Origin of the sequence: Paenibacillus sp. (assembly GCF_031177825.1) — a bacterium.
GTDB lineage: Bacteria > Bacillota > Bacilli > Paenibacillales > YIM-B00363 > Paenibacillus_AE.
This window is the reverse complement of record NZ_JAPSKE010000019.1, coordinates 56544-82512: the sequence shown is the minus strand read 5'-3', so window position 1 is coordinate 82512 and position 25969 is coordinate 56544. Positions and strand designations below refer to the sequence as shown.

The window sequence follows — 25969 nt, the reverse complement described above, 5'->3', positions numbered from 1 at the left end:
ACCCCTCCTTGCTTACCGTAGCAGCTCGTCGATGCGGATCGCCGCCTCGCGCAGCGTCGCCCGCACGTCCGCTTCTTCTTCGAATGCGCGGATCATGTACTCCTCGAATACCGCCTCTACCGCATCCGTATTCGCGATCAACGGGCGATAGAAGGCGTTCGCCAGCCCTTCGATATACGCCTGTTTGAACTCTCGGCCCTCCTCGAATTCGGGCGAACCGAGCACCTCCAAATTCGTCGGGATGAGCCCCATCTCGGCGACGAACCGCTGCGCCTCCGGCGACACCATCCATGCGAGGAACGTCCAGGCCGCCTCCGGATGCTTCGTCCCCTTCGAGATGACGAGATTTTCCCCGCCGATAACCGAGCCGAACCCGTCCGACACCGGGAACGGCGCCGGCAGCAGCCGCTCCTCGACCTTCGCCCGATCCCCGGAATTGAGCTTAATGGTGAAAAACCACGGCCCCTCGTCGATCATGACGTACCCCTCGCCGAAAATCGCGTCCCACAGGTCCACGCGGCCGTAGATCAAATTCGGATTCATCACGCCCTTCAAATACAGCTCCTTCAACCGCGTCGCCGCGGCGACGGTCGCGTCGCTGTCGAGATATCCGGTCGCCCGCGTATACTCGTCGTTCATGAGCCGCCCGCCCAATCCGTACAAATACGGCAGGCTGCCCCACAACGAAAACTCCGCCATGCCGATCTTCAGCCCGTGCGCCTCCGCCGCGTCGAGAAGCTCCGATAGACTCGAAGGCGGCGACGCCGCGGAAAACCCCGCGCGCTCCAGCAGCTCCCGGTTGTATACCGCCGCCTTCGTATTCACGTTCAGCGGCAGCCCGTAATAGTCGCCGTCGTACGCGTTCGTCTCCATCGCCGCCTCGTGCAGCGACTCCCGAATCGCATCGAAGCCGGGCAGCCCGCCGATCGGCTTCGCCAGCCCCAGCTGCACGTACTCCGGCGTCCAGGCGATGTCCATCCGGATCACGTCGGGCGGCTTGTTCGAGGACGCTCTCGCGAGCAGCACCGACTTCAACTGCGCGTTATACGGCTGCCGCACCGATTCGATGCGGATGTTCGGATGCGCCGCCTCGAACATCGGCACGACGCGCTCCTCGAACACGCGGGTTTCCACGTCGCTGTACGTGTGCCAGAACACGAGCGTCTCGATCCCGCCGCCGGCGTCGATCAGCCGCGCCGGCTCGCCCGGCTCGATCATGCGCGCGTTCGAGCACGCGGCGGACGCCAACAATCCCAACGCCGCGAGCAGCGACAACCAAACGCGCCCCTTACGCATCGCCGACCGCCTCCTCGCGCGGCACGAGCACGAGCGTCGCGGCCGTCCCGCCCCCTTGCAGCTCCCGCAGCTCGAACGTCGACCGCGGCGAATAATAAAGCCGCATGCTCTCGTACACATGCTTGATGCCGATGCCGACCTCGCCGCCGATCGCCGCCGCCTCCATGTTCGCGAGCCGTGCGGCCGTCTCGCGCTCCAGCCCTCGGCCGTTGTCGCGCACGACGATGCGCACGGCGTCGCCGTCCCGCGATACGTCGACGTCGATCAGCCCGTTCGTCCCCTGCGGCACGATGCCGTGGAAGATCGAATTTTCCACGATCGGCTGGAGCAGCATGCGCGGAAGCACGAACGTTCGCAGCGACGGCTCGACGGACACGCGCAGCTCGAAGCGCAAATCGTACCGGATTTCCAAAATGACGAGAAACTTCTCGATAATGTCGAGCTCTTCCTCGACCGTAATGAAGTTGCCCTTCTTGCCCATGTTCGCCTCCAGCAGCCGGATGAGCGCCGAGATGCCTTGATCGGCCCGCTCCGTCTGCTTGAACTTCACGAGCCAGCGAATGTTCGACAGCGTGTTGAACAAGAAGTGCGGGTTGATCCGGTGCATGACCGCCCGGAGCTCCGCCTCCTGCTTCTCCGCCTGCTCCTTCCGCACCTCGTTCACCAAAGCCTCGATGCGTTGAATCATGCCGTTGAACTGCTTGCTCAGCATGCCGACCTCGTCCGCTGTGACGATGCGCGTCCGCGCGCGCAAATCGCCGCCCGCGACCTGCTTCATCTGCTCCGCCAGCGATTGGATCGGACGCGTGATTCGCCGCGCCATGAGCAGCGCCACGACGATCGCGAGCAGCCCGAAGAAGAAGGACGAGTACACGATGCGCCGCTGCAGCGCGGCGAGCTGCCCCGTGATTTCCTCCACCGGCACGATGCCGACCATCGTCCAGCCGCCCACGAGCGGCTGCTTCACCCCGTAGTGCGCCACGCCCTGCATGGCGAATTCGAATTCCGCCTCGCGGCCCGTCACGATATTCTCGTACAGCTCGCGGTTCGGCACCGTCTCGCCGATCCGCGACAGATCCGGGTCGATGACGACGCGCCCTTCCGCGTCGGCGACGAAGAACCGCCCCGTCCGCCCCAGCTCGAGATGCGCGAGAATGTCGACGAGCGCCTTCCCGTCCAAGCTGACGGAGACGAGGCCGATCTGCTCCATATCGTCGAAGCGCTTGAGCACCCGCACGACCGGCAGGACGAGCGCCGTATTGTCGCCCCCGCCGCTGAATTGGTCGTATTGCAGCGGCAGCCAGACGTATTCGCCGTCCTTGTATCGCGCTTCCTTGACCCAGTCGAGTTCGTCCAGGTCGTATTGCAGCAGCTTCGCCGGGTTGAACGTGCCGCTGCCCCAGCTCTCGCCTTCCTCCTGAATGATGTAGATGATCTTCACGAACGAGCTCGAGTAAATAATGTTGTTGATCGTCGTCTCAACGTATTCGTCCAACTCGCTCCCCGGCGGCAGCCCCTGCGCCGTCCGTCCCTCCAACACCGCCTGCTGAATGCGCGTATCGCTGTAGATTTGGTCCGAGATGTCGCTCGCGACGAGGAACGCGGACAACAGCGAATCGGCCGCCCGCTCGGCCACCTGCAGCGTCGATTGCCGTACGTTCGTCTTGATCAGCGAAGAAGCGAAATACGAGATGAACACGCTGCCGAGCGTCGCCGGAATGAGGATGACGACGAAGAAGGCGGTCAACATCTTGGTAGCGATCTTATTCGAAAATGGCACCTTCACCGCGCCGCGCCCCCCAACGGTTGTAACCCCTTACATCGTGATATGATTATATCACGAAACAGGGTCACCGCTTCCCATATTCGACGACGGCCATCGTCCAATATTCGAGTCTCGGAAGCGAGAACGTCACCCGGTCGCCTTCTTGAACGAAGTCGACGGACGCCGGCGCGCCTCCGTGCCGATCCGGGGACGCCGTCCAGACGCGCGCGACGTTCCCGGCGGCCGTCATCGTCGCCGGGACGCCTTCCATTGGCCGCGGCGCCGGCATCGTCCCGTCGGCGTCGTTCCACGCCGTCGACGTCGCCGACGCGAAGTTGACGAAGTGGACGATGTCGGCGTCCCCTTGCCGCTTCGCGAGCGCCCAGACCGCTCCCGCCTCCGGCTCCGCCGACACGCGCGCGGCCGAAGACGTCACGCCCGCGTCCTCGAGCTCCTCCGCCCCGTCCCGCAGCACGTTCTGATATGCGACCAGGAAGTCGTAGTACGCCGTCAGCCGCGCCTCCAGTTCCGCCGACACGGATAAATTCCGATTCGGGAAATATTCCTTCGCGAGCAAGCTCTCCCCCGCCTCGAGATGCGCGCCGCCGCTCGCGAAGATGACGGCGTCCAGCAGCAGGACGCCCGGCAGGTTGAATGCGCCCGCCCCGTCCGCGAGGTCGTAGTTGACATAGGCGGCGAGCACCGTGGGGAGGCGGTTTTCGGAGAGCGAAGCGTTTTCGTCGATGATGGCCTTCAGATGCTTATACTCCGGGTGACTCCCCCACACTTCCGTGTAGAGAAATTCCACCGGCGCCTTCGCGATGAGGCGCTGCCCGAACTGCGACACCGCGTTCATGACGAGCTCGACGCCGAGCGCGTCCTTCGCCTCCCGCAGCATGTCGCCGTAGGCGAGCATCAGGTTCCGCTTCTCTCCGTCGGCCGTGTACAGCGTCCCTCGGTCGCCGAGCTGATCCACGTGCCAGCCGTCGAACGGCAGCGCCTCGAACGCCTTACGCTCCTCCTCGAACAAGTACGCGAGCCACTTCGGGTTCGACGGATCCATGATGTAGAGGTCGCTTGCCCAAGCATCCGGCAGCTCGTGGCGGTCCGGCGTCGTCGCGAGCGGGTCGCGGTACAGCCTCCAGGCTTCCTTGGCGCCGTCGCGCTCCGCATCCGCGTACGCGCCGAACAACAGATTGTAGTTCATCGCCTTCATGCCGCGTTCGTGCGCCAGATCGATGTAACCGCGGACCGTGTCGAAGCTCACCTCCCGATTCGCGATATCGGGCCACGTCGCCGCGACGCCCCCGGCGCCGTCCGTCTTCAGCGGCCGGTGATGCTTCCACTGCCAATCGTAAAATTGCAGTCCGTTCAGATGCAGCCGATTCAACCGGTCGACGACGTCCTTCCGCGCCTCGGCGGTCATCCGCGGGAAGTCGGCGAGGTACCCGTACCTCGGAAACTTCGACCAATGCGAGGAGACGTCCACCGCGATCGTCGCGTGGTCGAGCAGCTTCCCCTTCTCGCGCACGTACACTTCCGCCATGTAGCCTGTATAATCGCGCTCCGGCGGCGTCCACGTCCACGTCACGACGTCGTCGTTCGTCACGTCGACGACGAGCCGGTCCACGGCGTCGCCCAGATGCGACAGCCGGACGACGAGCTCGCCGTCCGCGACCGTGCGCGCCAGCTCCGCGCGGAAGGCGACCGGGCGGCCCGGTTCGTAGCGCGCGCGGTCCGTAGACAGCGCCGCGATATATTCGCCCGGCGGCCCCGACACGTCGTCCGGCGTCGGCGCCGCCTCGTTCCGACAGGACGTCAACGTCAACATCAACGTCGTCATCAACGTAAACGTAAACATCAACATCAACGTCTTCGTGCCGAAGGCGGGCGAAGCAGATCCTATGCCTCGAACCATGCTATCCCTTGATCCCCCCCTCGTTGAATCCGGACTGGACGAACCGCTTCTGGAACGCCATGTAGATGGCGATCACCGGCAGCAGCGCGATCGTGGACGCCGCGAAAATTTGCCCGTAGTTCGTCGCGTACTTGTCGTTGAACATCATGATCGCGATCGGCAGCGTGCGCAGCGACTCGCTCTTGATGACGGTCAGCGCCAAGAAATACTCCTCCCATGTGCCTTGGAATATAAAGATGGCCAGCGTCCCCATGGCGGGCAGCGACTGCGGCAGGTAGATGTTCCAATAGATGCGCCAGCTGCCGCCGCCGTCGATGAGGACGGATTCCTCGAGTTCTTTCGGAATATTCTCGAAGAAGCCCCGCAGGAAAAACATGTTCCCGACGACGCCCGTCGCGATGTACACCATCGTCAATCCGGCGTACGTATTGACGAGGCCGAGCCCTTGCAGCGTGATGAACTGCGGGATGATATTGATGACCGCCGGAATCATCATCGACAGCAGGAACAACCGGAACAGCGCCTCCTTCCCGGGGAAAGGAAAGCGCGCGAAGGCGTACGCGCACAGCGAGCTGACGAACAACGCGCCGGCCATCGAGACGGCCGTGACGAACGCGCTGTTCAGGAAGTAACGCGAGAAATTGTTTTTGCTCCAGACGATCGCGTAGTTTTTCAGATTCGGCGTCACGGCGAACACCTCGTCCGGCCGCGGCAGCGAGAACGTCGCCGTGAAGAAGCTGGTCCACACCATGTAGACGAGCGGAAAGACGAACGCCGCCGCGCCGGCGAACAGGAGGACGTACACAAGCGCCTTGACGTAGATCGGGGTATGCATGCCGCTGACTCCTCCTTTCGCTAGAACAGCCGTTGTTTGCCGAATTTGGCCATCTGCGAGAACGTCAGCGCGAACACCATGAGCCCCATCAGGAAGCCCATCGCCGCCGCCTCGCCGATCTTGAAATGATTGAACGCTTCCATATAAATCAAGCTTGGAATGACCTGCGTCTGGTTCATCGGCCCGCCTTGCGTAATGAAATACACCTGCGGGAAAAAGCCGAACGCGCCGTTGATCAGATTAATGACGACGAACAACGTCACCGGCCGCAGCACGGGCACCGTCACGCGCCAAAATTTCTGAACCGCGGTCGCGCCGTCGATGTCCGCCGCCTCGTACAGATCCTTCGGCACGCCTTGCAGCGCCGCCAGGTAGATGACCATGCCCCAGCCGACCGTCTTCCAGATGTGGAACAACCAAATCATAATCATCGCGGACCAATAGTGGCTCTTCCAAGCGACGGCTTCCGGCAAAATGCCCAGCGTCTTGTGAAGCAGGAAGTTGACGAGCCCGCCGTCTCCGTCCGCGAACAAATATTTGAACAGCAGCGCCACGACGACCCACGACGTGACGATCGGCAAGTAATACACCGTGCGGAAGGCGATCTTCTGCTTCACGAATTTCGCGTTGATCAGCACTGCGAAGAAGATCGCCAGAAACCAGTTGATCGGCACCGTCGCCAGCACGTTCAGGAACGTATTGCGAACGGCGATGAGAAATTTCTTGTTCGGATCGCGGAACACCTCGGCGTAATTTTCGAACCCGATCCAGGCGTTCTTCGCGTTCGGCATGATGCTGAAATCCTGGAAGCTCACCAGAATGTTCTTCACCATCGGGTACAACACGAAGACGAACGTGCCCGCGAACCCGAGCGCGACGTACGGCAGCACCGTAAGCCACTGCTTCGCGCCGACGCGCCAGCGGGATCTCGGACGTTTCTTTTCGACGACGATCATGCGCTTCCCGCCTCCCCTTCTTCTCCGAGATGAAGCCGGCTTCGCCGGAACCCTTGCCGGGCGCCGGCGAAGCCGCGTGTCGTAGCGTTATTGCAGCAAGGCTTCGATCTGCTTCGCCGCGTCGTTCAGCGCGTCCGCCGCGCTCATCTCGCCCCGAATCGCCTTCTCCGCCGCCAGGTTGAAGATCGTCTCCATCTCGCCCCATTGCGGGATCGGCGTGCGCGGCAGCGCCGTGTTCAGCTGCTCGACGTACTCCTCGATGAACGGGATGCTCTGCGGATCGATGTTTCCGGCCGCCGTCTTGTTCGTCGGAATGAGCCCCGTCGTCGCCATGATCGATTGCGGTTCTTCCGTCAGCATCCATTGCATGAACGCCCACGCTTCCTCCGGATGCTTCGAGTTCGCGAAGATGACGAGATCCTCGCCGCCGATGACCGAATGCGACCCGGCCGGACCGGCCGGGATAAGCGCCCGCACCGTCTCCTCCATCGGCTTGAACGGGCTGTCGGCTTCGTTCATCAAGATGCTGTAGAACCACGGGCCGTCGTCGACCATCAAATATTCGCCGGTTTTCAGGCCGTCCCACGCGCCCGGCTCTCCTCCCATGAGCGGCGGAATGATCAGGCCTTCTTGCTGCCAATCGGCGATCGTCTGCAGCGCGGCGATGCTCTCGGGGCTGTTGAGATAACCATCGACGGCCGAGTAGTCGTCGTTCGTCAGCGAGCCGCCGAGGCTCCAGAAGTACGGCAGCAGCCCCCAGCTGTGCATGCCGCTGACGCCGAGCCCGAATTTGCCTTGGGCCTTCAGCGTCTTCGCCGCTGCGACGAGCTCGTCGATCGTCTGCGGCGGCTCGGAGAGGCCCGCTTGCTGTAACGTCGCTTTATTGTAGATGGCGACCTTCGTGTTCGTATTGAGCGGCACGCCGTAATAGCCGCCGTCGTAATAGTTCGTCGCGAGCGCGCCGTCGAAGACGCTGGATTGGATGACCTCGAACCCGGGCTTCTCGTCGAGCCGCATCAGGGCGCCCTGGTGCGCCATCTCCGGCACCCAGACGATGTCCATGCGCATCAGGTCCGGCGCCGCGTCGCCCGCGACCGCCGCCAGCACCTGCTGCTTCAGCCCTTCGTACGGCATGCGCGTCAGCTTCAGCTCGATGTTCGGATGCTTCTCCTCGAACAACGGCTTAATTTGCTCCGCGAGCACCTTCTCCTCTTGGTCGCTGTACGTGTGCCAGTACTCGATCGTCACGCGTTCCTGCGACGTCGAACCGCCTCCGCCGCTAGGCTCCGTCGTCGCCGATCCGCCTCCGCTCCCGCTGCCTCCGGCGCTGCCTGCGTCGCCTCCGCTCGTCGTGCCGCCCCCGCCGCCGCTGCAGGCGGTCATGACGACCGCGAGCAGGACCGCCAATCCGCCGATGCCGAACCGCTTCTTCTTATGCATCGTTCCTTCCCCCAGACCTGTTCGGAATATGCTTACACCGTTCATTATCCGAATTTCGGAGGCGTCCGGAAACCGCTTACATTATGCGGATGGTGTCCTATTCTCCGAATCGGAATCGGCCGAGGTCGTCCTTGGTGGAACATCTTCCGATCGATCGGAAGATGTTCCACTATACACCAAAGAGCCGCACCGATCGGTCTGAATGACCGAGGCGCGACTCTTCTGGGAGGGATCGCCGAGGGCGTGCAGTCGGAGCAACTCCGACGGTCGGGCTCGCGTGTGCGATCAACGCGTAACAAAACAGCGCGTCGCTGTTCGCCCCCGCTTCGACAAGGGGCGCTCCCCCTTGAGCGGTTCGCTCCGCATTCGACAACGTTCGCGCGCGTCGAAAAGCCCCCGTCCGTTCGGACGAAGGCTTTCTCGTAACAAAATTATTTTGGGAGCTATGGGGCTACCTCGATTTTCCGAAGCTGCTTCAGGCCCTCTTCGAACGGCTCGACCTTCAAGACGAACGAGAAGCGGTCGAGGTCGAGGCATTTTTCGAAATCGGATTTCGGGGCGGACCGTTCCGAGACTTCTCCCACGAGATCCATGAAGCTGCCTGTGCGGCCTTCGCCTTCGCGCAAGTGGCGGACGATGCCCTCGAAGTCGTTCGGTTCGCCTTCCAGTTCGTTCTTGATATACTCGGCGCACAGAGTGTCCTCGTCCGCGGGCGACTTCGCGCCCAGCCCCATGCACACGAGCGAGACCCGCTCCGGCTTGCGTTGCCGGATGTAGCGCACGATCGCTCCCGCGTTCACGAAGCTGCCGGTGACGACCTCGTCGGCGCCTCCCGCGTTCGCGATGCCCTGCGTGCCCGCGCTCGTCGTATGCACGACCGTAAGTCCCGTGAAATCGGCCCGCTCCGCATGCGTCGGCGAATTGCCGAAGTCGAAGCCGGGCTGGATGACGCCGCCGCGCTCGCCCATAAGAATATAGGACGAATTGTCGCGCTTCAACCGATAGGCGGTCTCGATGTCGCCGACCGGCACGATCCGGAAGGCGCCGCGTTCGGTCACGTAGCAAGCCGTCGAGAATGCGCGGAACACGTCGATGACGACCGTCAGCCCTCTCGCTTGCTTCGCGCCTTCGATCAGCTGCAAGATGTTGATTTCCATCGGTTCGGCTCTCTCCCTCGCTTGACGTAGTGTACCGCCTATTATGAAGGATCGGTTTTGTCCCGGTCAACGCCTAATGCGCAGGCCGGCCCGCGGCGGGCGCGGGTAGCGGTACATGGCCGAGGGGGAAGAGGCGGTCCGCGGCGGTTGTGGTTGAAGATCGCACAAGGCGGAGGCAGATGCACAAGTGCAGGTATTTCTCGAGAAAACGGCGCCCGGACTCCGATTACCTGCGGAAGTGCAGCTAATTCGGGCTGAACCCCTCGTAGAGCGACCAAATAGATGTACATATGCAGGAAAAGCGCCGCAGCGGGTGCCGGCGAGAGCAATTAACTGTACTTGTGCAGGCGATCGGTGCCGACCGCCTTCTCCCTCCCGACGGAATCGACAATAACCAAAAACGACCGTCGCCCTCCCGAGGAGAACGACAGTCGTCGACGATGCACTACCAAGGGAGCGCGAGCTTGCCCATGACGGTCGGACGGCTCGCGCCGGTCGCGGACGGCAGGTTGTTCGCGACGCCGCACAAGAAGTCGTTGCCGAGCATCGCGAAGATGATCGCTTCCTTGGCGTCGGCGTCGAAGCCGAGCGCGCGCGAATTCATGACGCGCTGCTCGGGAAGCAGCTCCGCCAGCATCCGGAGCAGCGTCCGGTTATGCGCGCCGCCGCCGGTGACGATGACTTCGCCGATCTCGCAGCGAGGGAAGACGTCCCGGCGGTATGCGTGCGCGATCGTGCGCGCCGTGAACGCCGTCGCCGTCGCGACGATGTCCGCGTCGCTCAGCCCCCTCGCGCGCGCCGCCTCGAGGAACGCTTCCGTATACGCCTTGCCGAACACCTCGCGGCCGGTCGACTTGGGCGGCGGCAGGTCGAAGTACGGATGGCGCATCAGCTCGTCGACGAGCGACTCGTCGGGGCGGCCCGAAGCCGCCCATGCGCCGCCGTCGTCGTACGTTCGCGCGCCGTTCGACAGCCGGAAGACGGCTTGGTCGATGACCATGTTGCCGGGGCCGGTGTCGAACGCGAAGACGTCCTCCGGGCGCGCCGCGGCCGGAAGCGCGGCGCAGTTGCCGATGCCGCCGACGTTCTGCAGCAGGCGGCCCGCCGTCTCGCTTCGAAACAAGAGGAAGTCGCCGTACGGCGCGAGCGGCGCCCCTTGGCCGCCGACCGCCATGTCCGCCGGGCGGAAGTCGCCGACGACGAGCGCCCCGGTGCGCTTCGCGAGCACCGACAGATCGCCGATCTGCAGCGTCGACCGCGGCAGGAAGGGCTCGCCCGGCGTATCGGACGGGATGTGCCAGACGGTCTGGCCGTGCGACGCGATCAAGTCGATGTCGCCCATCGACAGCCCGGCGCCGGCGACCGCGTCGATCGCGACGTCCGCGAAGAGACTCGCGAGCTTGAAGTTCATGCCGCATACGGCGGCGACGTCGGAGCGCTCCACGGTGCACAGATCCTTCAGCCGCTCGCGCGTCTCGTCGTCGTACGGGCGGCTCTCGTAGCGTACGAGCTCCATGTTCGTCGCGAGCCCGCAGCCCGACAGCCGGACGACCGCCGCGTCGACGCCGTCGAGCGACGTGCCGGACATCAGGCCGACGACGAGCCGGGACGGCTTCGCCGCGTAAGCGCCGATCATCGGCGTTCCCCTCGCCACCCGGCCGGGTAGGCGTCGCCGAGCGATACCGGCAGCGCGCCGCGGAACGGCATCCGGCCGAGCAGCGCCTTCGCCGCGCTCATGAGCGACAGCGGTCGGTTCTCGTAGACGGCGACGTACCCGTCGACGTCCGGGAACAAGGCGAGGTCGTACGGATTGCGCAGCGCCACGACGACGAGCGGCAGGCCCGTCGTCTGCAGCTCGCGCACGAGGCGCGCCTGCGCGGGATGGAAGGCGGCGTTATAGACGCCTACGACGAGCTGCGCCCAGCCGCCTTCGCGGGCGAGCGACGCCAGCGCGGCGATGCGCTCCTCCGAAGGCGCGGAGTCGACGATTTCGTCGCGGCAATCGAGCCCGAGCGACGCCAGCGCGGCGCCGAGACCGGCGGACGCGCGAACCGCCTCGTCCGCGATCGTCTGCGCGACCGCCCCGACGGTGACGACGAGCGTCCGCGCGTCCTGCAGCGGCAGCGCGCCGCGCTCGTTGCGCACGAGCGTGACGCTGCGCTCGCTGATGTCGCGGGCGACGGCGAGATGCGCCTCGCTCCCCACTTCGGCGAGGGACGCCGCCGACGCCGCCGACCCGGCCAGCACGCCGCGCGCCGCCTTCAGCCGCAGCGACCGCCGCGCGGCCGCTTCGATGCGCTCCGGCGGGATGCGCCCGTCGGCTACCGCGGCTTCGATCGCCGCCAGCGCGCCGCGCTGCAGCTCGAGCGTGTGGCTGACGAGCACCTGATCGGCGCCGGCCGCGACGGTGAGCGCCGCCGCTTCGCATGTGCCGTAATGGTCCGCGATCGCCTTCATCTCCATGCAATCCGTCGTGATGACGCCGTCGAAGCCGAGCTCCTCGCGGAGCAGACCCGTCAGCACCGCCGGCGAGAGCGTCGCGGGCAGCCCGCTCGGCTCGATCGCGGGGAAGCGGACGTGAGCGGTCATGATCAAGTCCACGCCGGCTTCGATCGCCCGCCGGAACGGCGGCAGCTCGACCCGGTCGAGCCGCTCCCGGTCATGTCCGACGAGAGGCAGATCGAGATGCGAATCGACGCTCGTATCCCCATGCCCCGGGAAGTGCTTCGCCGTCGCCGCCACCCCGGACGCCGAATACCCGCGGATCGCCTCGGCGCCGAACGCGGCGACGCGCTCCGGCGACTCGCCGTACGAGCGGACGCCGATGACCGGATTCGCCGGATTGTTGTTCACGTCGAGCACCGGGGCGTAGTTCATATTGATGCCGAGCGCGCGCAGCTCCCGGCCGGCGACGAGCGCCGCCTCGTACGCGAGCGACGGGTCCTCCGTCGCGCCGAGCGCCATATTGCCGGGCATGAGCGCCACGCCCTCCGTCAGCCGCGCGACCATGCCGCCTTCCTGGTCGATCGAAATCCACAGCGGCGGCACGCCCGCTTCCGCCGCGGCGCGCTGGAGCGAGGCGGTCAGCCGCGCCACCTGCGCCGGGGACTCGACGTTGCGCGCGAACAGAATGACGCCGCCGATTCTCCCTTCCGTAATGAGCGACCGCAGCTCCTCCGGAACGTCCGTCCCGTGGAAGCCGACAAGCAGCATCTGACCGATCTTGTCCCGCAGCGTCATCCGCGCGAGCAGCGTCTCCTCGTTCACTCGCCTCATCCCCCTAATATCGTAAATACGGCTTTCTGCGTTCCGTCCAAGCGGCCGCGCCGCGCGACCAAGCTTCCAGCACGCGCGCAAGGCCGTCCGCGCTCGAGATCGAGAGGCGCACGTCCTCTCCGCCGGCCAGCGAGTCGATGAACGGACGCATCCCTTCCTTGAACGGCGGCAGCCACGCGAAGTCGTCCGGGTACAGCCGGGCCACGGCGTGCAGCAGCGTAAGGCCCGTCCGCACCGCCTCGTACCGCGCCGGCTCCGTCACGAACAGCCGCACCCCGCCGCACAGCGCGCCGGCATGCTTCGAGAACGTCGGCGTCGCATAGCTCGGATGGAAGCGGACGCCCGGCAAGCCGTACCCGTTCATCTCGTCCGCGAGCCGTCGGCCGTCGAGCCACGGCGCGCCGATCCACTCGAACGGCCGCGTCGTGCCGCGCCCCTCGGACAAGCGCGTCCCTTCGAAAAAGCAAGTGCCCGCATACACGCGGGCCGAGTCGATCGTCGGAATGTTAGGCGACGGCAGCACCCACGGCAGTCCCGTCTCCGGATACTCCATCGCGCGCGTCCACCCTTCCATCGGCACGAGATCGACGTCGCAGCCGATGCCGAGCGCGTCGTTCGCCATCAGCGCCGTCTCGCCGATCGTCAGCCCCGTGCGGACCGGCATCGACCAGGCGCCGACCATCGACTCGAAGCCCGGCTCGAGCAGGCCGCCCTCGACGCGCTCCCCGCCGAGCGGATTCGGGCGGTCGAGCACGAGCAACGGCTTCCCGTGCGCCGCGCACGCGCGTAGCACGTACACCAGCGTCGAGCCGTACGTGTAAAACCGCATTCCTAAGTCCTGGATGTCGAACAGCAGCACGTCGACATCTTCCAACGTCGACGCATCCGGCGCCTTGCGCGGGCCGTACAGGCTATAGACCGGCACGCCGGTCGCCGCGTCGACGCCGTCCTCGAACCGGTCGCCCGCTTGCTTTTCCCCGTATAATCCGTGTTCGCAAGCGAATAACGCGGTCAAGCGCGCCCCGGGCACGCCCGCGCAGACGTCGATCGCCGTCCGGAAATCCGCCGTAATGCCGGTCGGATTCGTCACGAGGCCGATCCGCTTCCCGGCGAGCCGCGGATCGCCCTCCCGCGCCAGCCGCTCCAATCCCGTTATGACTCGTTGCATGCCGCTTCCTCCTCTCGTCCGTCCATTCCGGCGCCGAGCCGCTATGACTTGTACGCATGACCCGGCTCCGGATCGGATACGGACGTCTTCTTCTACCGCCCTTATCGCTGCCGAATCGCGCGTCGGCTCTCTTCCAAATACGTGACGGCCGAATCGTAATTCCGACTGGCGACGCCGATGTACAAAATATCGACGACGTTCAGTTGGGAAATCCGGGACGCCATCGCCCCGCTTCGGATTTCCGTCTCGGTGGAAGAGGTGAACAGCGGAATGTCCGCCGTTCGGCTGACCGTGTTGTCGCCGTACTTCGTAATGCTGATCGTCGTGCTGCCATGCTCCTTCGCGATCGTCAGCGCCCGGATGATTTCGCTCGTCTCGCCCGAGTACGAGATGCCTACCGCGGCGTCGTCCGCCGTCATCGTCACCGCGGAGGTCAGTTGTACATGAGGGTCCGGAAACGATAAACTGGTCTTATTGATGCGAAGGAACTTCTGCTGCGCGTCCATCGCGATCAGGTTCGACGCGCCGACGCCGAAGAAGAAGATGCGCTTCGCCCCGTTCAGCGCCGCCACGGCTCGTTCCACCGCCGCCGCGTCCACGATCTTGACCGTGTCGCGAATCGACTGGATGTTGTTGTTCGAGACGCTCTCGATGATCGATTGAATCGAATCGTTCGGTTGTATGTCCGAATAGCCTGTCGCGGAAGACTCGTGCTTGCGCTCCTGAAGGTCGCCCGCGACCTTCAGCTTCAATTCTTGGTAGCTCTTCACGCCCAGCGACTTGCACAGACGCACGATCGCCGCTTGACTCGAGCCGCTGTTCGCGGCGAGCTGCGCCACGGACTGCTCGATCATGTCCTGAGGGTGCTCCAATATGTAGGCAGCCACCTTGCGCTCGGACGGATTCACTTGGTCGATCACTTCTCTAATTCGCACTAATCCGCCGTTCAAGCTCTTCACCCCCTCGAAATTTCGGTGCCCCTCGGAAGCCTGTCATGGATGTCTCATTTCTAATGATACCGCTTTCGAAAACATTTGTTGACCCCATTATAGAATTGGTGAAAATTAATTTCAAGATAAGATTTAGACATGAAATTTTATTTTACAATCCGATCCTCCATGACTTATACTCAAGGAAAATGTTACGGAGGATGTTAACATGGCGTATACGCTCGGCATCGACGGCGGCGGCACGAAGACGGAGCTCGCCGCGATTTCGGAGGACGGCACGCTGCTGTACCGAACGGCGGGCGCTTCTACGAATCCGCACGCGGTCACGACGGAGGCCGCGATCCGGGAGCTTCTGGCATTGTTGGAAGCGGCCTTCGCCGACGGTCGGCTCGCCGGGCGCGAGCTGACCGGCGTCTGCCTCGGCTTGTCCGGCGTCGACCTGCCCGTCGAACGGAGCCCGTTCGAGACCGCGCTCGGCGGCTTCCTGCGAGAGCGCCTTGGCCGGGACGTCCCGTTCGCGCTGCTGTCCGAGGCAGAGATTTCGCTGATGGCCGCGGTCGGACAGCCTTACGGGCTTCTCGCCGTGTCCGGCACCGGGTCGATCGTCTACGCGGTCGAGCCGGACGGCACCCGGCACCGCGCCGGCGGCTGGGGTCATCTGCTGGGCGACGAGGGCAGCGGCTACGCCATCGGCGTTCGCGCGTTGAAAGCGGCCATGGCGTCCTACGACGGCACGATCCCGCCTACGGCGATCGCACCGAAGCTGCTTGCGTCGCTCTCGCTTCGGGAGCTTCCGGAGTTGAAATCCTATATCTATCAGCCGTCCATCGCCAAAGCCGACATCGCCGCGTTCGCGAGACTCGCGATCGACGCTTGCGAAGCCGGCGACGCGGCGGCCGTCGAGATCGTCCGCACCGAAGCCGAAGCGCTCGCCGCCACCGCGGCCGGGCTGCTCGACCGGCTCCCCGCGTTCGCCGCGGAACGGGTCGCGTACGCCGGCTCCGTCTTCCGCTCGTCGGCGGCGTTCCGCGACGCCTTCGCCCGCGCGCTTCGCGCGCGCCACCCCGGCGTTCGCTTCGAGGAGCCGGCCGAGGGCGAGCCGCGGACGCCCGCCGAAGGCGCCGCGCTGCTCGCGCGGTCGCGCTATTCATCCAGCCATGTGAGGGGGACGCCATCATGAATTCCGCTCCAGCTTCCGCTTCGTCGCGCGAGGTGTTGGACCGTCTCGTGACGGAACAAGTGAACGACCATACGAAGACGCTCGACCAGCTCGATTCGGAGCGCATCATGCTGCTCATTAACGACGAAGACCGGCGCGTCGCCGACGGCGTGCGGGCGATCATCCCGCAGATCGCCGCGTGCGCCGATTGGGTCGTCGACGCGTTCCGCCGCGGCGGACGGCTGTTCTACGTCGGCGCCGGCACGAGCGGCCGCATCGGCATTCTCGACGCTTCGGAATGCCCGCCGACGTACGGCACCGACCCGTCGCTCGTGCAGGGCATCATCGCCGGCGGCTTCCGAGCCGTCAAGGATCCGGTGGAAGGCGCCGAAGACAGCGCAGAGACCGGCGCCGCGGACATCGACGCGCACGGCGTCGCCGCGGCGGACGTCGTCGTCGGCATCGCGGCCAGCGGCCGAACGCCGTACGTGCTCGGCGCGATGCGGCGCGCGAAGGAGCTCGGCGCTCGCGTCGTGGCGCTGTGCAACAACGCCGATACGCCGATGGCGGAGATCGCCGACCTGAAGCTGGAGGCGGTCGTAGGCCCGGAGGCGATTCACGGCTCGACGCGCATGAAGGCGGGCACGGCGCAGAAGATGATCCTCAATCTGATCACGACCACCGCGTTCGTCCGCTCGGGCAAGGTGTACGGCAATCTGATGGTCGATCTGAATCCGTCCAACGAGAAGCTCGTCCACCGCGCCAAGCGGATCGTCGCTCTCGCGACCGGCGCCGGCGACGACCGCGTCGAAGCCGCTTTCGAAGCCGCGGACCGGCACGTGAAGACGGCGATCGTCATGATTCTCGCGAACGTCGGCGCGGACCGCGCGAAGGCGCTGCTGCAGCAGGCCGACGGCTTCGTCCAGCGGGCGCTGGACCTGCAGCGCGGCGTAAAAAAAGAGGCTACCCCCCCGGTATAGGGGGGGTAAGCCTCTTTTTTCGTGGCGTGCACTTGCGTGCGGAGGAGTTCTCCGCCTAAACCGCCTCAAGCCGATGCCGCATCCTCACATCGGGACGTCCCGGGTCGCGCCCGCCATCTTCGCGCCGGTGAAGTTGAGCGCGCCCGTATTGACGCCCCGCAAATCCGCTTCGCGGAAATCCGCGTGCATCATCGACGCTCCCGCGAATTTCGCGCCGCGCAAGTTCGCGCCGCGGAAGTCGACCCCTTGCAGGTCGGACTTGGAGAAGTCCGCGCCTTCCAAATTCGCGCCGCGGAACGAGGTCCGAACGAGGTAAGCGCGGACGAAGTTCGCCCCCGGCAGCGCCGCATCCTCGAAGCTGCTGTCCGTCACCGTCGCATCCTGGAACGACGCGCCGGGAAGCCGGCAGTGTTGGAAGCCGATTTCGAGCAGCACCGACTTCGTGAAGACGGGGTTCGGCAGCTCGAGGTCGGCGAAGTTCATCTTCGAGATGTTGATCCGGGTTCCGCCCGGCTCGCCGAACAGCCAGCTTAAATGCCGGCTGAGCGCGTTCGTCAGGCGGAAGCCTTCCGCGGAATAAGGGGCGGTCTTTGAATTGTCGTGCGAATCTCCGGTTCGTTCCATACTGTCACACCTTGTTGTGTCGAATAATGTCGCAATTTGCAGTATCGTTATTGTACTCGATCGAGCGAAATTGCGAAACGTTATTTCGCGCGTCTCGCTCATTCCAAAATCAGGGCCGCCCCGACGCCCGTTATTTTCGGATTTGCTCCAGCACGGAACCCCCTAGGACGAACCGGTATTCGAAGTGGCTTCCCGTCAGCGCGTCGATCCGAACGCCGCCCGTCTGCGCCGACGCCGTATGCACCATCCGGTCGTTGCCGATGTAGATGCCGACGTGCGCGATCGTATCGTCCGCGCCGGCGTACGCGTCCGGAGCGACGCCCCGGTACGCGCGGAAGAACAACAGATCCCCGGGCTTCGCCTGGGCCAACGTCGCATACGAACGAGCGGAAAATTGCCGCACGTACTGCGCTTGCGACCGCGAATCGGGCGGCAGGTCCATGCCCAGCGCGAACAAATACGCCCAGCGCGTGAAGTCCGAACAGTCGAAGGTGGACGGCTCGTTCCGGTCGGAGCCGTATTCGTACGGCGTGCCGAAATACGACGTCGCCGTCGAGACGACGTTCGACGCCGCGACGCCGGCGCGATCGGCGAGCCCCGGCGACGGCCATACTTGGCGCAAGCCGGATGCGCTCAACGCCTGGAAGCCCGTCGGCTCCACGCCGAGGTCGCCCTGCCGGAATTCCTTGTCGTGCTCCAGCAGTCCCGGATCGTCCGCCCGATCGTCTGCGCCGACGATCGTGCCTCGTCCGTCCCCCGAGCAGCCCGCCAGCAGCGCCGTCGCGAGCAGCGTCGACAGCGTCGTTTTCCCAAACCTAAGCATAAAAAAGCATCCTCCCCCTCATCTAGTGGGAATAGGATGCTCCGAAACCCGGATTTCCTTCCATTACCTGACGAATGCCTGACGAAACCGACGCGTCGCCGACGAACCTAGTCAGGCATCGCCGGGAACGACAGAATAAATCGGGTGCCGCGCCCCGGCACGCTGTCCACCTTGATGTCCGCTTCCATCGCTCTCAAGATGCTGAATGCGACCATCGTGCCGAGTCCCGTTCCTTTGGCCTTGGTCGTATAATAGGGCGTCCCCAATTGCTTAAGTTGTTCTTCGTCCATCCCCTTGCCCGAGTCCTCGATGGTCAATACGGGGCGGCCGTCGACCCGCTGCAGCCGAATCGTAAGCTTTCCGCCGGCCGGCGTCGCTTCGATCCCGTTTTTCATGACGTTAATCAGCGCTTGATGCAGTCGATTGCCCTCGCCTCGCACGAACAGCGCCTCCGCGGACGGAAGGACCTCTACCACGATGTTTTCCATGCTGGCGAACGGCAGGATCACCTGCACGATGCGCTGCAGTTCCCCGTTCAACTCCAGCGGCTCGGCATGCTCGAGCGCCGGCTTCGCGAACGTCAAGTAGTCCGTAATGATACGCTCCGCCCGGTCGAGCTCCTCTAGACTCAAGTCGAAGTATTGCCGACGCTTCTCTTCGCCCAGCGCCGTATCTTTCAACATTTGCAAGAACCCGCGGGTGACGGTCAGCGGGTTGCGAACCTCGTGCGAGATGCTGGCCGCCAGCTGGCTGACCGTCTTCAGATGTTCCAGCTCTCGGAGCTCTTGCTCGACGGCCTGTTCGAGCTCGATCCGCTTGAGCTGTTCCTCTAGGAACTTCCGCTTCGTAATATCTCGGAGATGAACCGCCCAATAGCGGACGCGTCCGATCCGGTCGCGAACCGGCGTCAGCGTCAGCAGCATCTGATATTCCTTGCCTTGATCGGTCACGCGAATCGTCTCCATCGTCGCCCCTTCGTCGCCGCCTCCGGCGAATACGCGCGTAACGAAGTCGTTCATTTGCGTCACGAGATACGGCGGAATCGAGGGACACTGCAAAATATGGAACCCCTCGAGTTGATCCTTCCGCCAGCCCAGCAATTTGGAAAACGAGCCGTTCGCCAACGCGATCGTCGCGTTCTGATCCAATACCAAGATCGGATCGCTGTGGCTTTCGATGAACGAGGCGCCGATGACGTCGAGAGCGGATCCCTTCCGGGGCTCATCGTCCCGCGTCTCCGCCGGCGTCATATAGACCGAAACGCCGATCGTTCGCCCTTCGTCCACGTGCGGCGCCATTCGGACGCGCATCGCCTGGGAGCCGCCGCCGCGGCCGGGAACGACGCCCATTTCGAACGCTCGCGCTTCTCCTCGTTCGACCGCTTGTTGGAAATAATAATGGAACATTTCGAACTCCCCGGAGCGCAGCGCATGCCGGTACTGCGGCCTCTGGACCCTCCGATGCTCCTCGCCAAGCAGCTCGCGCGCCGTCGGGTTGGCATACGCGATATATCCTTCCGCGTCCATAACGATCACAGCATCCGGATGCCGCTCGAATAGTACCTCATAGCTCACGTTCAAGGACGTTCCCTCCGACAAGTCATTCATTGTGTGGTTAGGAAATTATACCACACGGCAAATAGGGACGCCTCTTCGCGGCGCCCCTATTTTCTAAGTTATCCGTAGGTTACTGCAGCTGAACCCGGTCTTCGCGGATCAATTCGTGAATCGCCTTCAGCGGAATGCCCGCGTTCCGATGAATGTCCAGAATCGTCGCGGACGGGTGCCGCAAGACATAATGTTTAATCCGCCGCACCTCCTCCGCGCGCGAAGCCGCGCACGCCGGACAAAACGGGTGTCCCGGCTTCCTCAAGATCAGCTTGCCGCAGCCTTTGCAATTTTCCACATTCAACATCCGACATGCCGCCTCTCGTTCCGAAAATGCAGCGAAGGCCCGCTTCGCTCGTTACGATAGTCGTTCGTCGCGCGCTGTCGATTTGCGGGGGTACAAGCCGGAAAAGTCTCCCATCGTTCACTCTCTCAACTCCGCCGCGCCGCGCACGAGCTCGCCGAACGTCACCGGCTCAAGTCCCAGCGCGACGACTTCGGGCAACAAGCGGCGTACCGCCTCGACGGTCTGGGAACGGTCGCCGCCGCCGTCGTGGAGCAAGATGACGCTGCCCGGCCGAAGAACCGGACGGATCGTATCGACGATAAATTCCACGCCCGGCGGGTCCCAATCCCTTGAGTTCAAGTTCGTTCCCCCGGCCGACACATACCCTCTCGCCCGTACCAGCGCTTCGACCTCCTCGTTGGCGTCAAGGTACGGCGCCCGGAACGAAGCGGGCTTCGCCCCGGCGATCGCCTCGATCAGCGCATCCGTCCGCTCCAGCTCTTCCCGCCGTTCGGCCTCGCCGACCCGAGAAAGAGACGGGTGCGAGTACGTATGGTTGCCAAGCTCGTGCCCCTCGGCGTGGAGCGCCTTCGCCACTTCGGGATACTGCTCGAGCGCCCTTCCGACGACGAAAAACGTGGCCGAACCGCCGTACTCCCGGAACAGCGCCGCGACCTGCGGCGTGTATACGGGATCCGGCCCGTCGTCGAACGTAAATGCAATTTGCTTGCATCGCGTCTCCACCTGGTGAATCATCATTCGTCCCAGCCCCTTGCTTGTTGTAATTGGTTACAGCCATTGTTCGTTTATGTCAGAAAACTCGGAGTTTTCCCAACATTCAGTATTGTGCGTTCCTCGAACGAATGATAGAATCGTGACTATATTTAAACGTTACATTTCCTGACATTGTAAGCGCTTCACCTTAGATTGTGTTCTCCCTACGGAAGACATACAGGTGGGATGTCTGTCCGTGGAGCCATATTTTACCGTAACCCCAATATAAATGTACATAGACAACATGCCGAGACTCGCATCCACCCACCGAAACCAGTAAAGAAAGGTTGGCAGCGATGAAGGATCACGGGCTACCCCCAAAACAGGGCCTCTACGACCCTCGCAACGAGCATGACGCATGCGGTATCGGTTTCGTGGCGAACATCAAAGGCGCTCCCTCCCACGAGATCGTCCGGCAGGCGCTAAGCGTGCTCTGCAACCTCGACCATCGAGGCGGCCAAGGCAGCGAAACGAACACCGGGGACGGAGCCGGCATCTTGCTCCAAATCCCGCACCGTTATTTCATGAAAGCATGTCTCGGCCTCGGATTCGAGCTCCCCTCCCCCGGCGCGTACGGCGTCGGCATGACGTTCCTGCCGAAGGACGCCGCGACGCGCGCGGCATGCGAGCGGCTCGTCGAAGACATCGTTCGCGAAGAAGGTCAGATCGTCCTCGGCTGGCGCACCGTGCCCGTCGATAACGGAACGCTCGGCGATCGCGCGAAGGCGGCGGAGCCCGTCGTCCGGCAGCTGTTCGTCGCAAGCTCCGGCTCCGGACCCGGCGGCGACGACCTCGCGTTCGAACGGAAGCTGTTCGTGATCCGCAAGCGCGCCGAACGGGCGTTGGAGACGGTCGCAGCGCAAGACCCCCGCTACTTCTCGAGCTTTTCGAGCCGCACCATCGTGTACAAGGGCATGCTGACGCCTGAACAGGTAGACGCCTATTACCTTGAACTGCAAGATCCTTCCTGCGAGAGCGCGCTGGCGCTCGTCCACTCGCGATTCAGCACGAATACGTTCCCGAGCTGGGAACGCGCCCACCCGTACCGCTACTTAATCCATAACGGCGAAATCAACACGCTTCGAGGCAACATCAATTGGATGCGCGCGCGCGAATCGCTGCTCGCGTCCGAATGGTTCGGCGACGATATCCGCAAGATTCTCCCCATCGTCGATACGGACGGCTCCGATTCGCAAATTTTCGATAATGTGCTCGAGTTTCTCATGCTCTCCGGACGATCGCTGCCGCATGCGGCGATGATGATGATTCCGGAGCCTTGGTCGAAGCATGAATCGATGAGTCCGGAAAAGAAGGCGTTCTATGAATATCATAGCTGCTTGATGGAACCGTGGGACGGCCCGGCCGCGATCGCGTTCACCGACGGACGGATGATCGGCGCCGTGCTCGACCGCAACGGACTCCGCCCTTCCCGCTACTACGTCACCACGGACGACTTGATCGTGCTCGCGTCGGAGGTCGGCGTCCTGCCGCTGCCGCCCGAGAAGATCGCGCGCAAGGCTCGGCTTCAGCCGGGTCGCATGCTGCTCGTGGACACGACGGAAGGCCGCATCGTCTCGGACGAGGAGATCAAGGCGCGCATCGTGAACGAGAAGCCGTACCGAGCTTGGCTCGATCAGCACTTGATCAGCCTGGAAGATTTGCCGGAGACGCCTTCGGAGGCGGCGCGGGAATCCGCGGCGGGCATCGCGACGCTCGAGCTGCCGGGCGCGGCGGTCGCCGAACTGCGCCGGCGCCAGCAGGCGTTCGGTTACAGCTTCGAGACGCTGCGCAAGTTTTTGGAGCCGATGGCGACGCACGGCATCGACCCGATCGGCTCCATGGGCTACGACGCCCCGCTCGCCGTCCTCTCGGAGCGGCCGCAGCTGCTCTACCACTATTTCAAGCAGCTGTTCGCGCAGGTGACGAATCCGCCGATCGACGCGAACTTCGAGGAGATCATAACGGCGCAGGGCACGACGCTCGGACCGGAGCGCAATCTGATCGCGCCGGAGCCGGAGAGCTGCCGGCACATTCGCCTGAAGACGCCGTTCCTGACGAACGCCGAACTGGCGAAGCTGCGCTATATCCGGCGCGAAGGATTCCGCTCGTCCACCGTGCCGATCCTGTTTCCCGCCGCAAGCGGCGCCGAAGGGCTCGAGCGGGCGATGGAGACGCTGTTCGCGGCCGTCGACCGCGAGATCGCCGCGGGCGCGAATCTCATTCTGCTGTCCGATCGCGGCGTAAGCGCGGACCTTGCGCCGATCCCCGCGCTGCTCGCCGTGGCGGGGACGCATCATCACCTCATCCGCCGAGGGACGCGCACGAGCGTGAGTCTCGTGCTCGAATCGGGGGAACCGCGGGAGGTGCACCATTTCGCGGTGCTGCTCGGCTTCGGCGCGGAGGCGATCAATCCGTACCTCGCGTTCGAGACGCTTCTAGCGATGATCGAGGAAGGGCAGCTGAGGGGCGTCGACCGGACCAAAGCCGCATACAACTACGTGAAAGCCGCCACCAAGGGCGTCGTGAAGGTGCTCGCCAAGATGGGCATCTCGACGATACAAAGCTATCGCGGCGCGCAAATTTTCGAATGCATCGGCCTGAACGCGGCGTTCGTTGAGAAGTATTTCACCTGGACGACGTCTCGCATCGAGGGCATCGGCATCGAAGAAGTCGCGAAGGAGACGCTGCTGCGGCATGAGCGGGCGTTTTCCAAACGGCACGGAGGCGACGCCACCCTCGACCCCGGCGGCGACCTGCAGTGGCGCAAGGATGGCGAAGAACATCTGTACAGCCCGGAGACGATCCACGCGCTCCAGTCCGCCGTTCGCACCGGCAACTACCAGACGTATAAACAATTCGCGAAATTCATCGCGCGCGACAGCGAAATGCAGTTCCACCTTCGCGGCCTGCTGCAATTCAAGAGCGGTCGGCAGCCGGTGCCGATCGAGGAGGTCGAGCCGGCGGAGGCGATTTTCAAGCGGTTCAAGACGGGCGCCATGTCGTACGGCTCCATTAGCCAGGAGGCTCACGAAACGCTCGCGATCGCCATGAACCGCATCGGGGGCAAGAGCAACACGGGCGAAGGCGGCGAGCACCCGAACCGCTTTATGCCCGATCCGAACGGCGATCTTCGCCGCAGCGCGATCAAGCAGGTCGCCTCGGGCCGCTTCGGCGTCACGAGCAATTACCTGGTGAACGCCGACGAAATTCAGATCAAGATGGCGCAGGGCGCGAAGCCGGGCGAGGGCGGGCAGCTGCCGGGCAGCAAGGTGTACCCGTGGGTCGCCGAGGTGCGCGGCGTGACGCCGGGCGTCGGCCTCATCTCCCCGCCGCCGCACCATGACATCTATTCGATCGAGGATCTCGCCGAGCTCATTCACGACCTGAAGAACGCCAACCCGCGAGCGCGCATCAGCGTGAAGCTCGTCTCCGAGGTCGGCGTCGGCACGATCGCCGCCGGCGTCGCCAAGGGCAAAGCCGACGTCGTGCTGATCAGCGGCTACGAAGGCGGCACGGGCGCCTCGCCGCAGACGAGTATCCGGCACGCCGGCTTGCCTTGGGAGCTCGGCCTCGCGGAGACGCACCAGACGCTCGTGCTGAACGACCTTCGCAGCCGCATCACGGTCGAGACGGACGGCAAGCTGATGACCGGCCGCGACGTCGTCGTCGCCGCCCTGCTCGGCGCCGAAGAGTTCGGCTTCGCCACGACGCCGCTCATCGCGCTCGGCTGCGTCATGATGCGCGTGTGCCATCTCGACACGTGCCCGGTCGGCGTCGCGACGCAAAATCCGGAGCTTCGCGCCAAATTCGCCGGCGACCCGGAGCATGTCGTCAACTTGATGAAGTTCATCGCGGAGGATACGCGCGAATGGATGGCGTCGCTCGGCTTCCGGACGATCGAAGAGATGGTCGGCCGCACGGACGCCCTCGAGACGAAGCAGGCGATCGCGCATTGGAAGGCGAAGGGCGTCGACCTCAGTCCCCTGCTCCACCGGCCCGACATGCCGGATTCCGTGGGGCGCTACTGCTCCATTAAGCAGGATCACGGTCTAACTCGCTCCATCGACGTCGTCAAGCTGCTCGACATTTGCGAGCCCGCGCTCGAACGCAAGGAGAACGTCCACGCGGTGCTGCCGATCCGCAATACGAACCGCGTCGTCGGCACGATTCTCGGCAGCGAAGTGACGCGGCGGTACGGCGCCGAGGGGCTGCCGCACGACACGATCCGCATCCATTTCGACGGGTCCGCGGGCCAGAGCTTCGGCGCCTTCGTACCGAAGGGCATCACGCTGTCGCTCGAGGGCGACGCGAACGACTATGTCGGCAAGGGGCTCTCCGGCGGCAAGATCGTCGTGTTCCCTCCGGAACAGGCGGCGTTCGTTCCCGAGGAGAACATCATCATCGGCAACGTTGCGTTCTACGGCGCGACGAGCGGCGAAGCGTACATCCGCGGCATCGCCGGCGAACGGTTCGCCGTGCGCAACAGCGGCGTCCACGCCGTCGTCGAAGGCGTCGGCGATCACGGCTGCGAGTATATGACCGGCGGACGCGTCGTCGTGCTCGGCCCCACGGGCCGCAACTTCGCCGCGGGCATGTCGGGCGGCATCGCGTACGTGTACGACCCTCAAGGCGCGCTCCGGAGCCGCGTCAACGCGGAGATGGTGCTGTTCGAGAAAATCGAGGAGCACTATGAAGTGAACGAAGTGAAGACGATGATCCGCAACCACGTGAAATTCACCGACAGCGACGTCGGTCGGCGCATCCTAGATCGCTGGGAGGAAGCCGTGCTCGACTTCGTGAAGATCATTCCGAAGGACTACAAGCGGATGTTCGAGGCGATCGAACGCGGCAAGAAAGCGGGTCTCGCGAACGACCAAGCGATCCTTGCGGCGTTCGAAGAAAATATGCGCGACGTCTCCCGCGTCGGCGGCAACTAATCCAGGGGAGGAGGAACG

Annotated in this window: 19 protein-coding genes; 3 read left to right on the top strand and 16 right to left on the bottom strand. The window is 64.0% G+C overall.

Annotated features, from left to right (window positions below; translation table 11 throughout):
• Positions 1 to 12: 12 nt before the first annotated feature.
• The 11 genes from RIN49_RS19820 to RIN49_RS19770 all read right to left on the bottom strand — a co-directional run bounded on the left by RIN49_RS19820 (position 13) and on the right by RIN49_RS19770 (position 14761).
• A complete protein-coding gene (locus tag RIN49_RS19820) occupies positions 13 to 1296 on the bottom strand; it encodes an extracellular solute-binding protein (protein WP_309121877.1) in 1284 nt (427 codons plus the stop codon).
• Positions 1289 to 3082: a sensor histidine kinase gene (locus tag RIN49_RS19815; RefSeq protein ID WP_309121876.1), complete on the bottom strand. Its 1794-nt coding sequence runs from the start codon at positions 3080 to 3082 to the stop codon at positions 1289 to 1291. Before RIN49_RS19815 ends, RIN49_RS19820 begins: the two co-directional genes overlap by 8 nt.
• A 64-nt stretch (positions 3083 to 3146) precedes the next feature.
• Entirely contained in the window at positions 3147 to 4979 is a 1833-nt protein-coding gene (locus tag RIN49_RS19810; RefSeq protein ID WP_309121875.1) for a glycoside hydrolase family 66 protein, read from the bottom strand.
• A 1-nt stretch (position 4980) separates the two neighbouring features.
• Complete coding sequence (locus tag RIN49_RS19805) at positions 4981 to 5814, bottom strand: carbohydrate ABC transporter permease (RefSeq protein WP_309121874.1); 834 nt, start codon at positions 5812 to 5814, stop codon at positions 4981 to 4983.
• Between the two features lie 20 nt (positions 5815 to 5834).
• On the bottom strand, positions 5835 to 6770 hold the full coding sequence (locus tag RIN49_RS19800) for a carbohydrate ABC transporter permease (RefSeq protein ID WP_309121873.1): 936 nt from the start codon (positions 6768 to 6770) through the stop codon (positions 5835 to 5837).
• 87 nt (positions 6771 to 6857) lie between these two features.
• On the bottom strand, positions 6858 to 8210 hold the full coding sequence (locus tag RIN49_RS19795; RefSeq protein ID WP_309121872.1) for an extracellular solute-binding protein: 1353 nt from the start codon (positions 8208 to 8210) through the stop codon (positions 6858 to 6860).
• Between the two features lie 443 nt (positions 8211 to 8653).
• Positions 8654 to 9367: a 2-phosphosulfolactate phosphatase gene (locus tag RIN49_RS19790; protein ID WP_309121871.1), complete on the bottom strand. Its 714-nt coding sequence runs from the start codon at positions 9365 to 9367 to the stop codon at positions 8654 to 8656.
• Positions 9368 to 9812: 445 nt separating this feature from the next.
• Positions 9813 to 11003, bottom strand: a complete 1191-nt coding sequence (locus tag RIN49_RS19785; RefSeq protein WP_309121870.1) for an anhydro-N-acetylmuramic acid kinase — start codon at positions 11001 to 11003, stop codon at positions 9813 to 9815.
• A complete protein-coding gene (gene nagZ, locus RIN49_RS19780) occupies positions 11000 to 12643 on the bottom strand; it encodes a beta-N-acetylhexosaminidase (RefSeq protein WP_309121869.1) in 1644 nt (547 codons plus the stop codon). Before nagZ ends, RIN49_RS19785 begins: the two co-directional genes overlap by 4 nt.
• A 4-nt stretch (positions 12644 to 12647) precedes the next feature.
• On the bottom strand, positions 12648 to 13811 hold the full coding sequence (locus RIN49_RS19775; protein ID WP_309121868.1) for an exo-beta-N-acetylmuramidase NamZ family protein: 1164 nt from the start codon (positions 13809 to 13811) through the stop codon (positions 12648 to 12650).
• Between the two features lie 101 nt (positions 13812 to 13912).
• A complete protein-coding gene (locus RIN49_RS19770) occupies positions 13913 to 14761 on the bottom strand; it encodes a MurR/RpiR family transcriptional regulator (protein ID WP_309121867.1) in 849 nt (282 codons plus the stop codon).
• A 208-nt stretch (positions 14762 to 14969) separates the two neighbouring features.
• Here RIN49_RS19770 and RIN49_RS19765 point away from each other — a divergent pair, with 208 nt between their 5' ends.
• Both RIN49_RS19765 and murQ read left to right on the top strand, forming a co-directional pair.
• Positions 14970 to 15941: a BadF/BadG/BcrA/BcrD ATPase family protein gene (locus tag RIN49_RS19765; protein ID WP_309121866.1), complete on the top strand. Its 972-nt coding sequence runs from the start codon at positions 14970 to 14972 to the stop codon at positions 15939 to 15941.
• Positions 15938 to 16900 (top strand): N-acetylmuramic acid 6-phosphate etherase, encoded by a 963-nt coding sequence (murQ, locus tag RIN49_RS19760; RefSeq protein ID WP_309121865.1) that lies wholly within the window; start codon positions 15938 to 15940, stop codon positions 16898 to 16900. The genes RIN49_RS19765 and murQ overlap by 4 nt, the downstream gene beginning before the upstream one ends.
• Positions 16901 to 16984: 84 nt before the next feature.
• Here the strand turns inward: murQ and RIN49_RS19755 are convergent, their stop codons facing one another.
• The 5 genes from RIN49_RS19755 to RIN49_RS19735 all read right to left on the bottom strand — a co-directional run bounded on the left by RIN49_RS19755 (position 16985) and on the right by RIN49_RS19735 (position 20999).
• The gene (locus tag RIN49_RS19755; RefSeq protein ID WP_309121864.1) at positions 16985 to 17524 is read right to left on the bottom strand and encodes a pentapeptide repeat-containing protein; all 540 of its coding nucleotides are present in this window, start codon (positions 17522 to 17524) and stop codon (positions 16985 to 16987) included.
• A gap of 130 nt (positions 17525 to 17654) precedes the next feature.
• Positions 17655 to 18347 carry a C40 family peptidase gene (locus RIN49_RS19750; protein ID WP_309121863.1) on the bottom strand — a complete coding sequence of 231 codons (693 nt, stop codon included), beginning with the start codon at positions 18345 to 18347 and terminating at the stop codon, positions 17655 to 17657.
• Positions 18348 to 18454: 107 nt separating this feature from the next.
• Complete coding sequence (locus RIN49_RS19745) at positions 18455 to 19921, bottom strand: PAS domain S-box protein (protein WP_309121904.1); 1467 nt, start codon at positions 19919 to 19921, stop codon at positions 18455 to 18457.
• Positions 19922 to 20033: 112 nt separating this feature from the next.
• Positions 20034 to 20261: a hypothetical protein gene (locus RIN49_RS19740; protein WP_309121862.1), complete on the bottom strand. Its 228-nt coding sequence runs from the start codon at positions 20259 to 20261 to the stop codon at positions 20034 to 20036.
• Between the two features lie 117 nt (positions 20262 to 20378).
• On the bottom strand, positions 20379 to 20999 hold the full coding sequence (locus tag RIN49_RS19735; RefSeq protein ID WP_309121861.1) for a polysaccharide deacetylase family protein: 621 nt from the start codon (positions 20997 to 20999) through the stop codon (positions 20379 to 20381).
• Between the two features lie 311 nt (positions 21000 to 21310).
• On the opposite strand from RIN49_RS19735, the gene gltB reads away from it, so the two are divergent.
• Positions 21311 to 25951 (top strand): glutamate synthase large subunit, encoded by a 4641-nt coding sequence (gltB, locus tag RIN49_RS19730; RefSeq protein ID WP_309121860.1) that lies wholly within the window; start codon positions 21311 to 21313, stop codon positions 25949 to 25951.
• The last annotated feature ends 18 nt before the right edge of the window (positions 25952 to 25969 follow it).

Coding starts and splice junctions, on each gene's coding strand:
- RIN49_RS19795 (WP_309121872.1), bottom strand. CDS start 8,210: ATGCATAAGAAGAAGCGGTTCGGCATCGGCGGATTGGCGGTCCTGCTC.
- RIN49_RS19785 (WP_309121870.1), bottom strand. CDS start 11,003: ATGATCGGCGCTTACGCGGCGAAGCCGTCCCGGCTCGTCGTCGGCCTG.
- RIN49_RS19735 (WP_309121861.1), bottom strand. CDS start 20,999: ATGATGATTCACCAGGTGGAGACGCGATGCAAGCAAATTGCATTTACG.
- RIN49_RS19750 (WP_309121863.1), bottom strand. CDS start 18,347: ATGCTTAGGTTTGGGAAAACGACGCTGTCGACGCTGCTCGCGACGGCG.
- RIN49_RS19740 (WP_309121862.1), bottom strand. CDS start 20,261: ATGTTGAATGTGGAAAATTGCAAAGGCTGCGGCAAGCTGATCTTGAGG.
- RIN49_RS19765 (WP_309121866.1), top strand. CDS start 14,970: ATGGCGTATACGCTCGGCATCGACGGCGGCGGCACGAAGACGGAGCTC.
- murQ (WP_309121865.1), top strand. CDS start 15,938: ATGAATTCCGCTCCAGCTTCCGCTTCGTCGCGCGAGGTGTTGGACCGT.
- RIN49_RS19755 (WP_309121864.1), bottom strand. CDS start 17,524: ATGGAACGAACCGGAGATTCGCACGACAATTCAAAGACCGCCCCTTAT.
- RIN49_RS19800 (WP_309121873.1), bottom strand. CDS start 6,770: ATGATCGTCGTCGAAAAGAAACGTCCGAGATCCCGCTGGCGCGTCGGC.
- RIN49_RS19775 (WP_309121868.1), bottom strand. CDS start 13,811: ATGCAACGAGTCATAACGGGATTGGAGCGGCTGGCGCGGGAGGGCGAT.
- RIN49_RS19810 (WP_309121875.1), bottom strand. CDS start 4,979: ATGGTTCGAGGCATAGGATCTGCTTCGCCCGCCTTCGGCACGAAGACG.
- nagZ (WP_309121869.1), bottom strand. CDS start 12,643: ATGAGGCGAGTGAACGAGGAGACGCTGCTCGCGCGGATGACGCTGCGG.
- RIN49_RS19820 (WP_309121877.1), bottom strand. CDS start 1,296: ATGCGTAAGGGGCGCGTTTGGTTGTCGCTGCTCGCGGCGTTGGGATTG.
- RIN49_RS19805 (WP_309121874.1), bottom strand. CDS start 5,814: ATGCATACCCCGATCTACGTCAAGGCGCTTGTGTACGTCCTCCTGTTC.
- RIN49_RS19790 (WP_309121871.1), bottom strand. CDS start 9,367: ATGGAAATCAACATCTTGCAGCTGATCGAAGGCGCGAAGCAAGCGAGA.
- gltB (WP_309121860.1), top strand. CDS start 21,311: ATGAAGGATCACGGGCTACCCCCAAAACAGGGCCTCTACGACCCTCGC.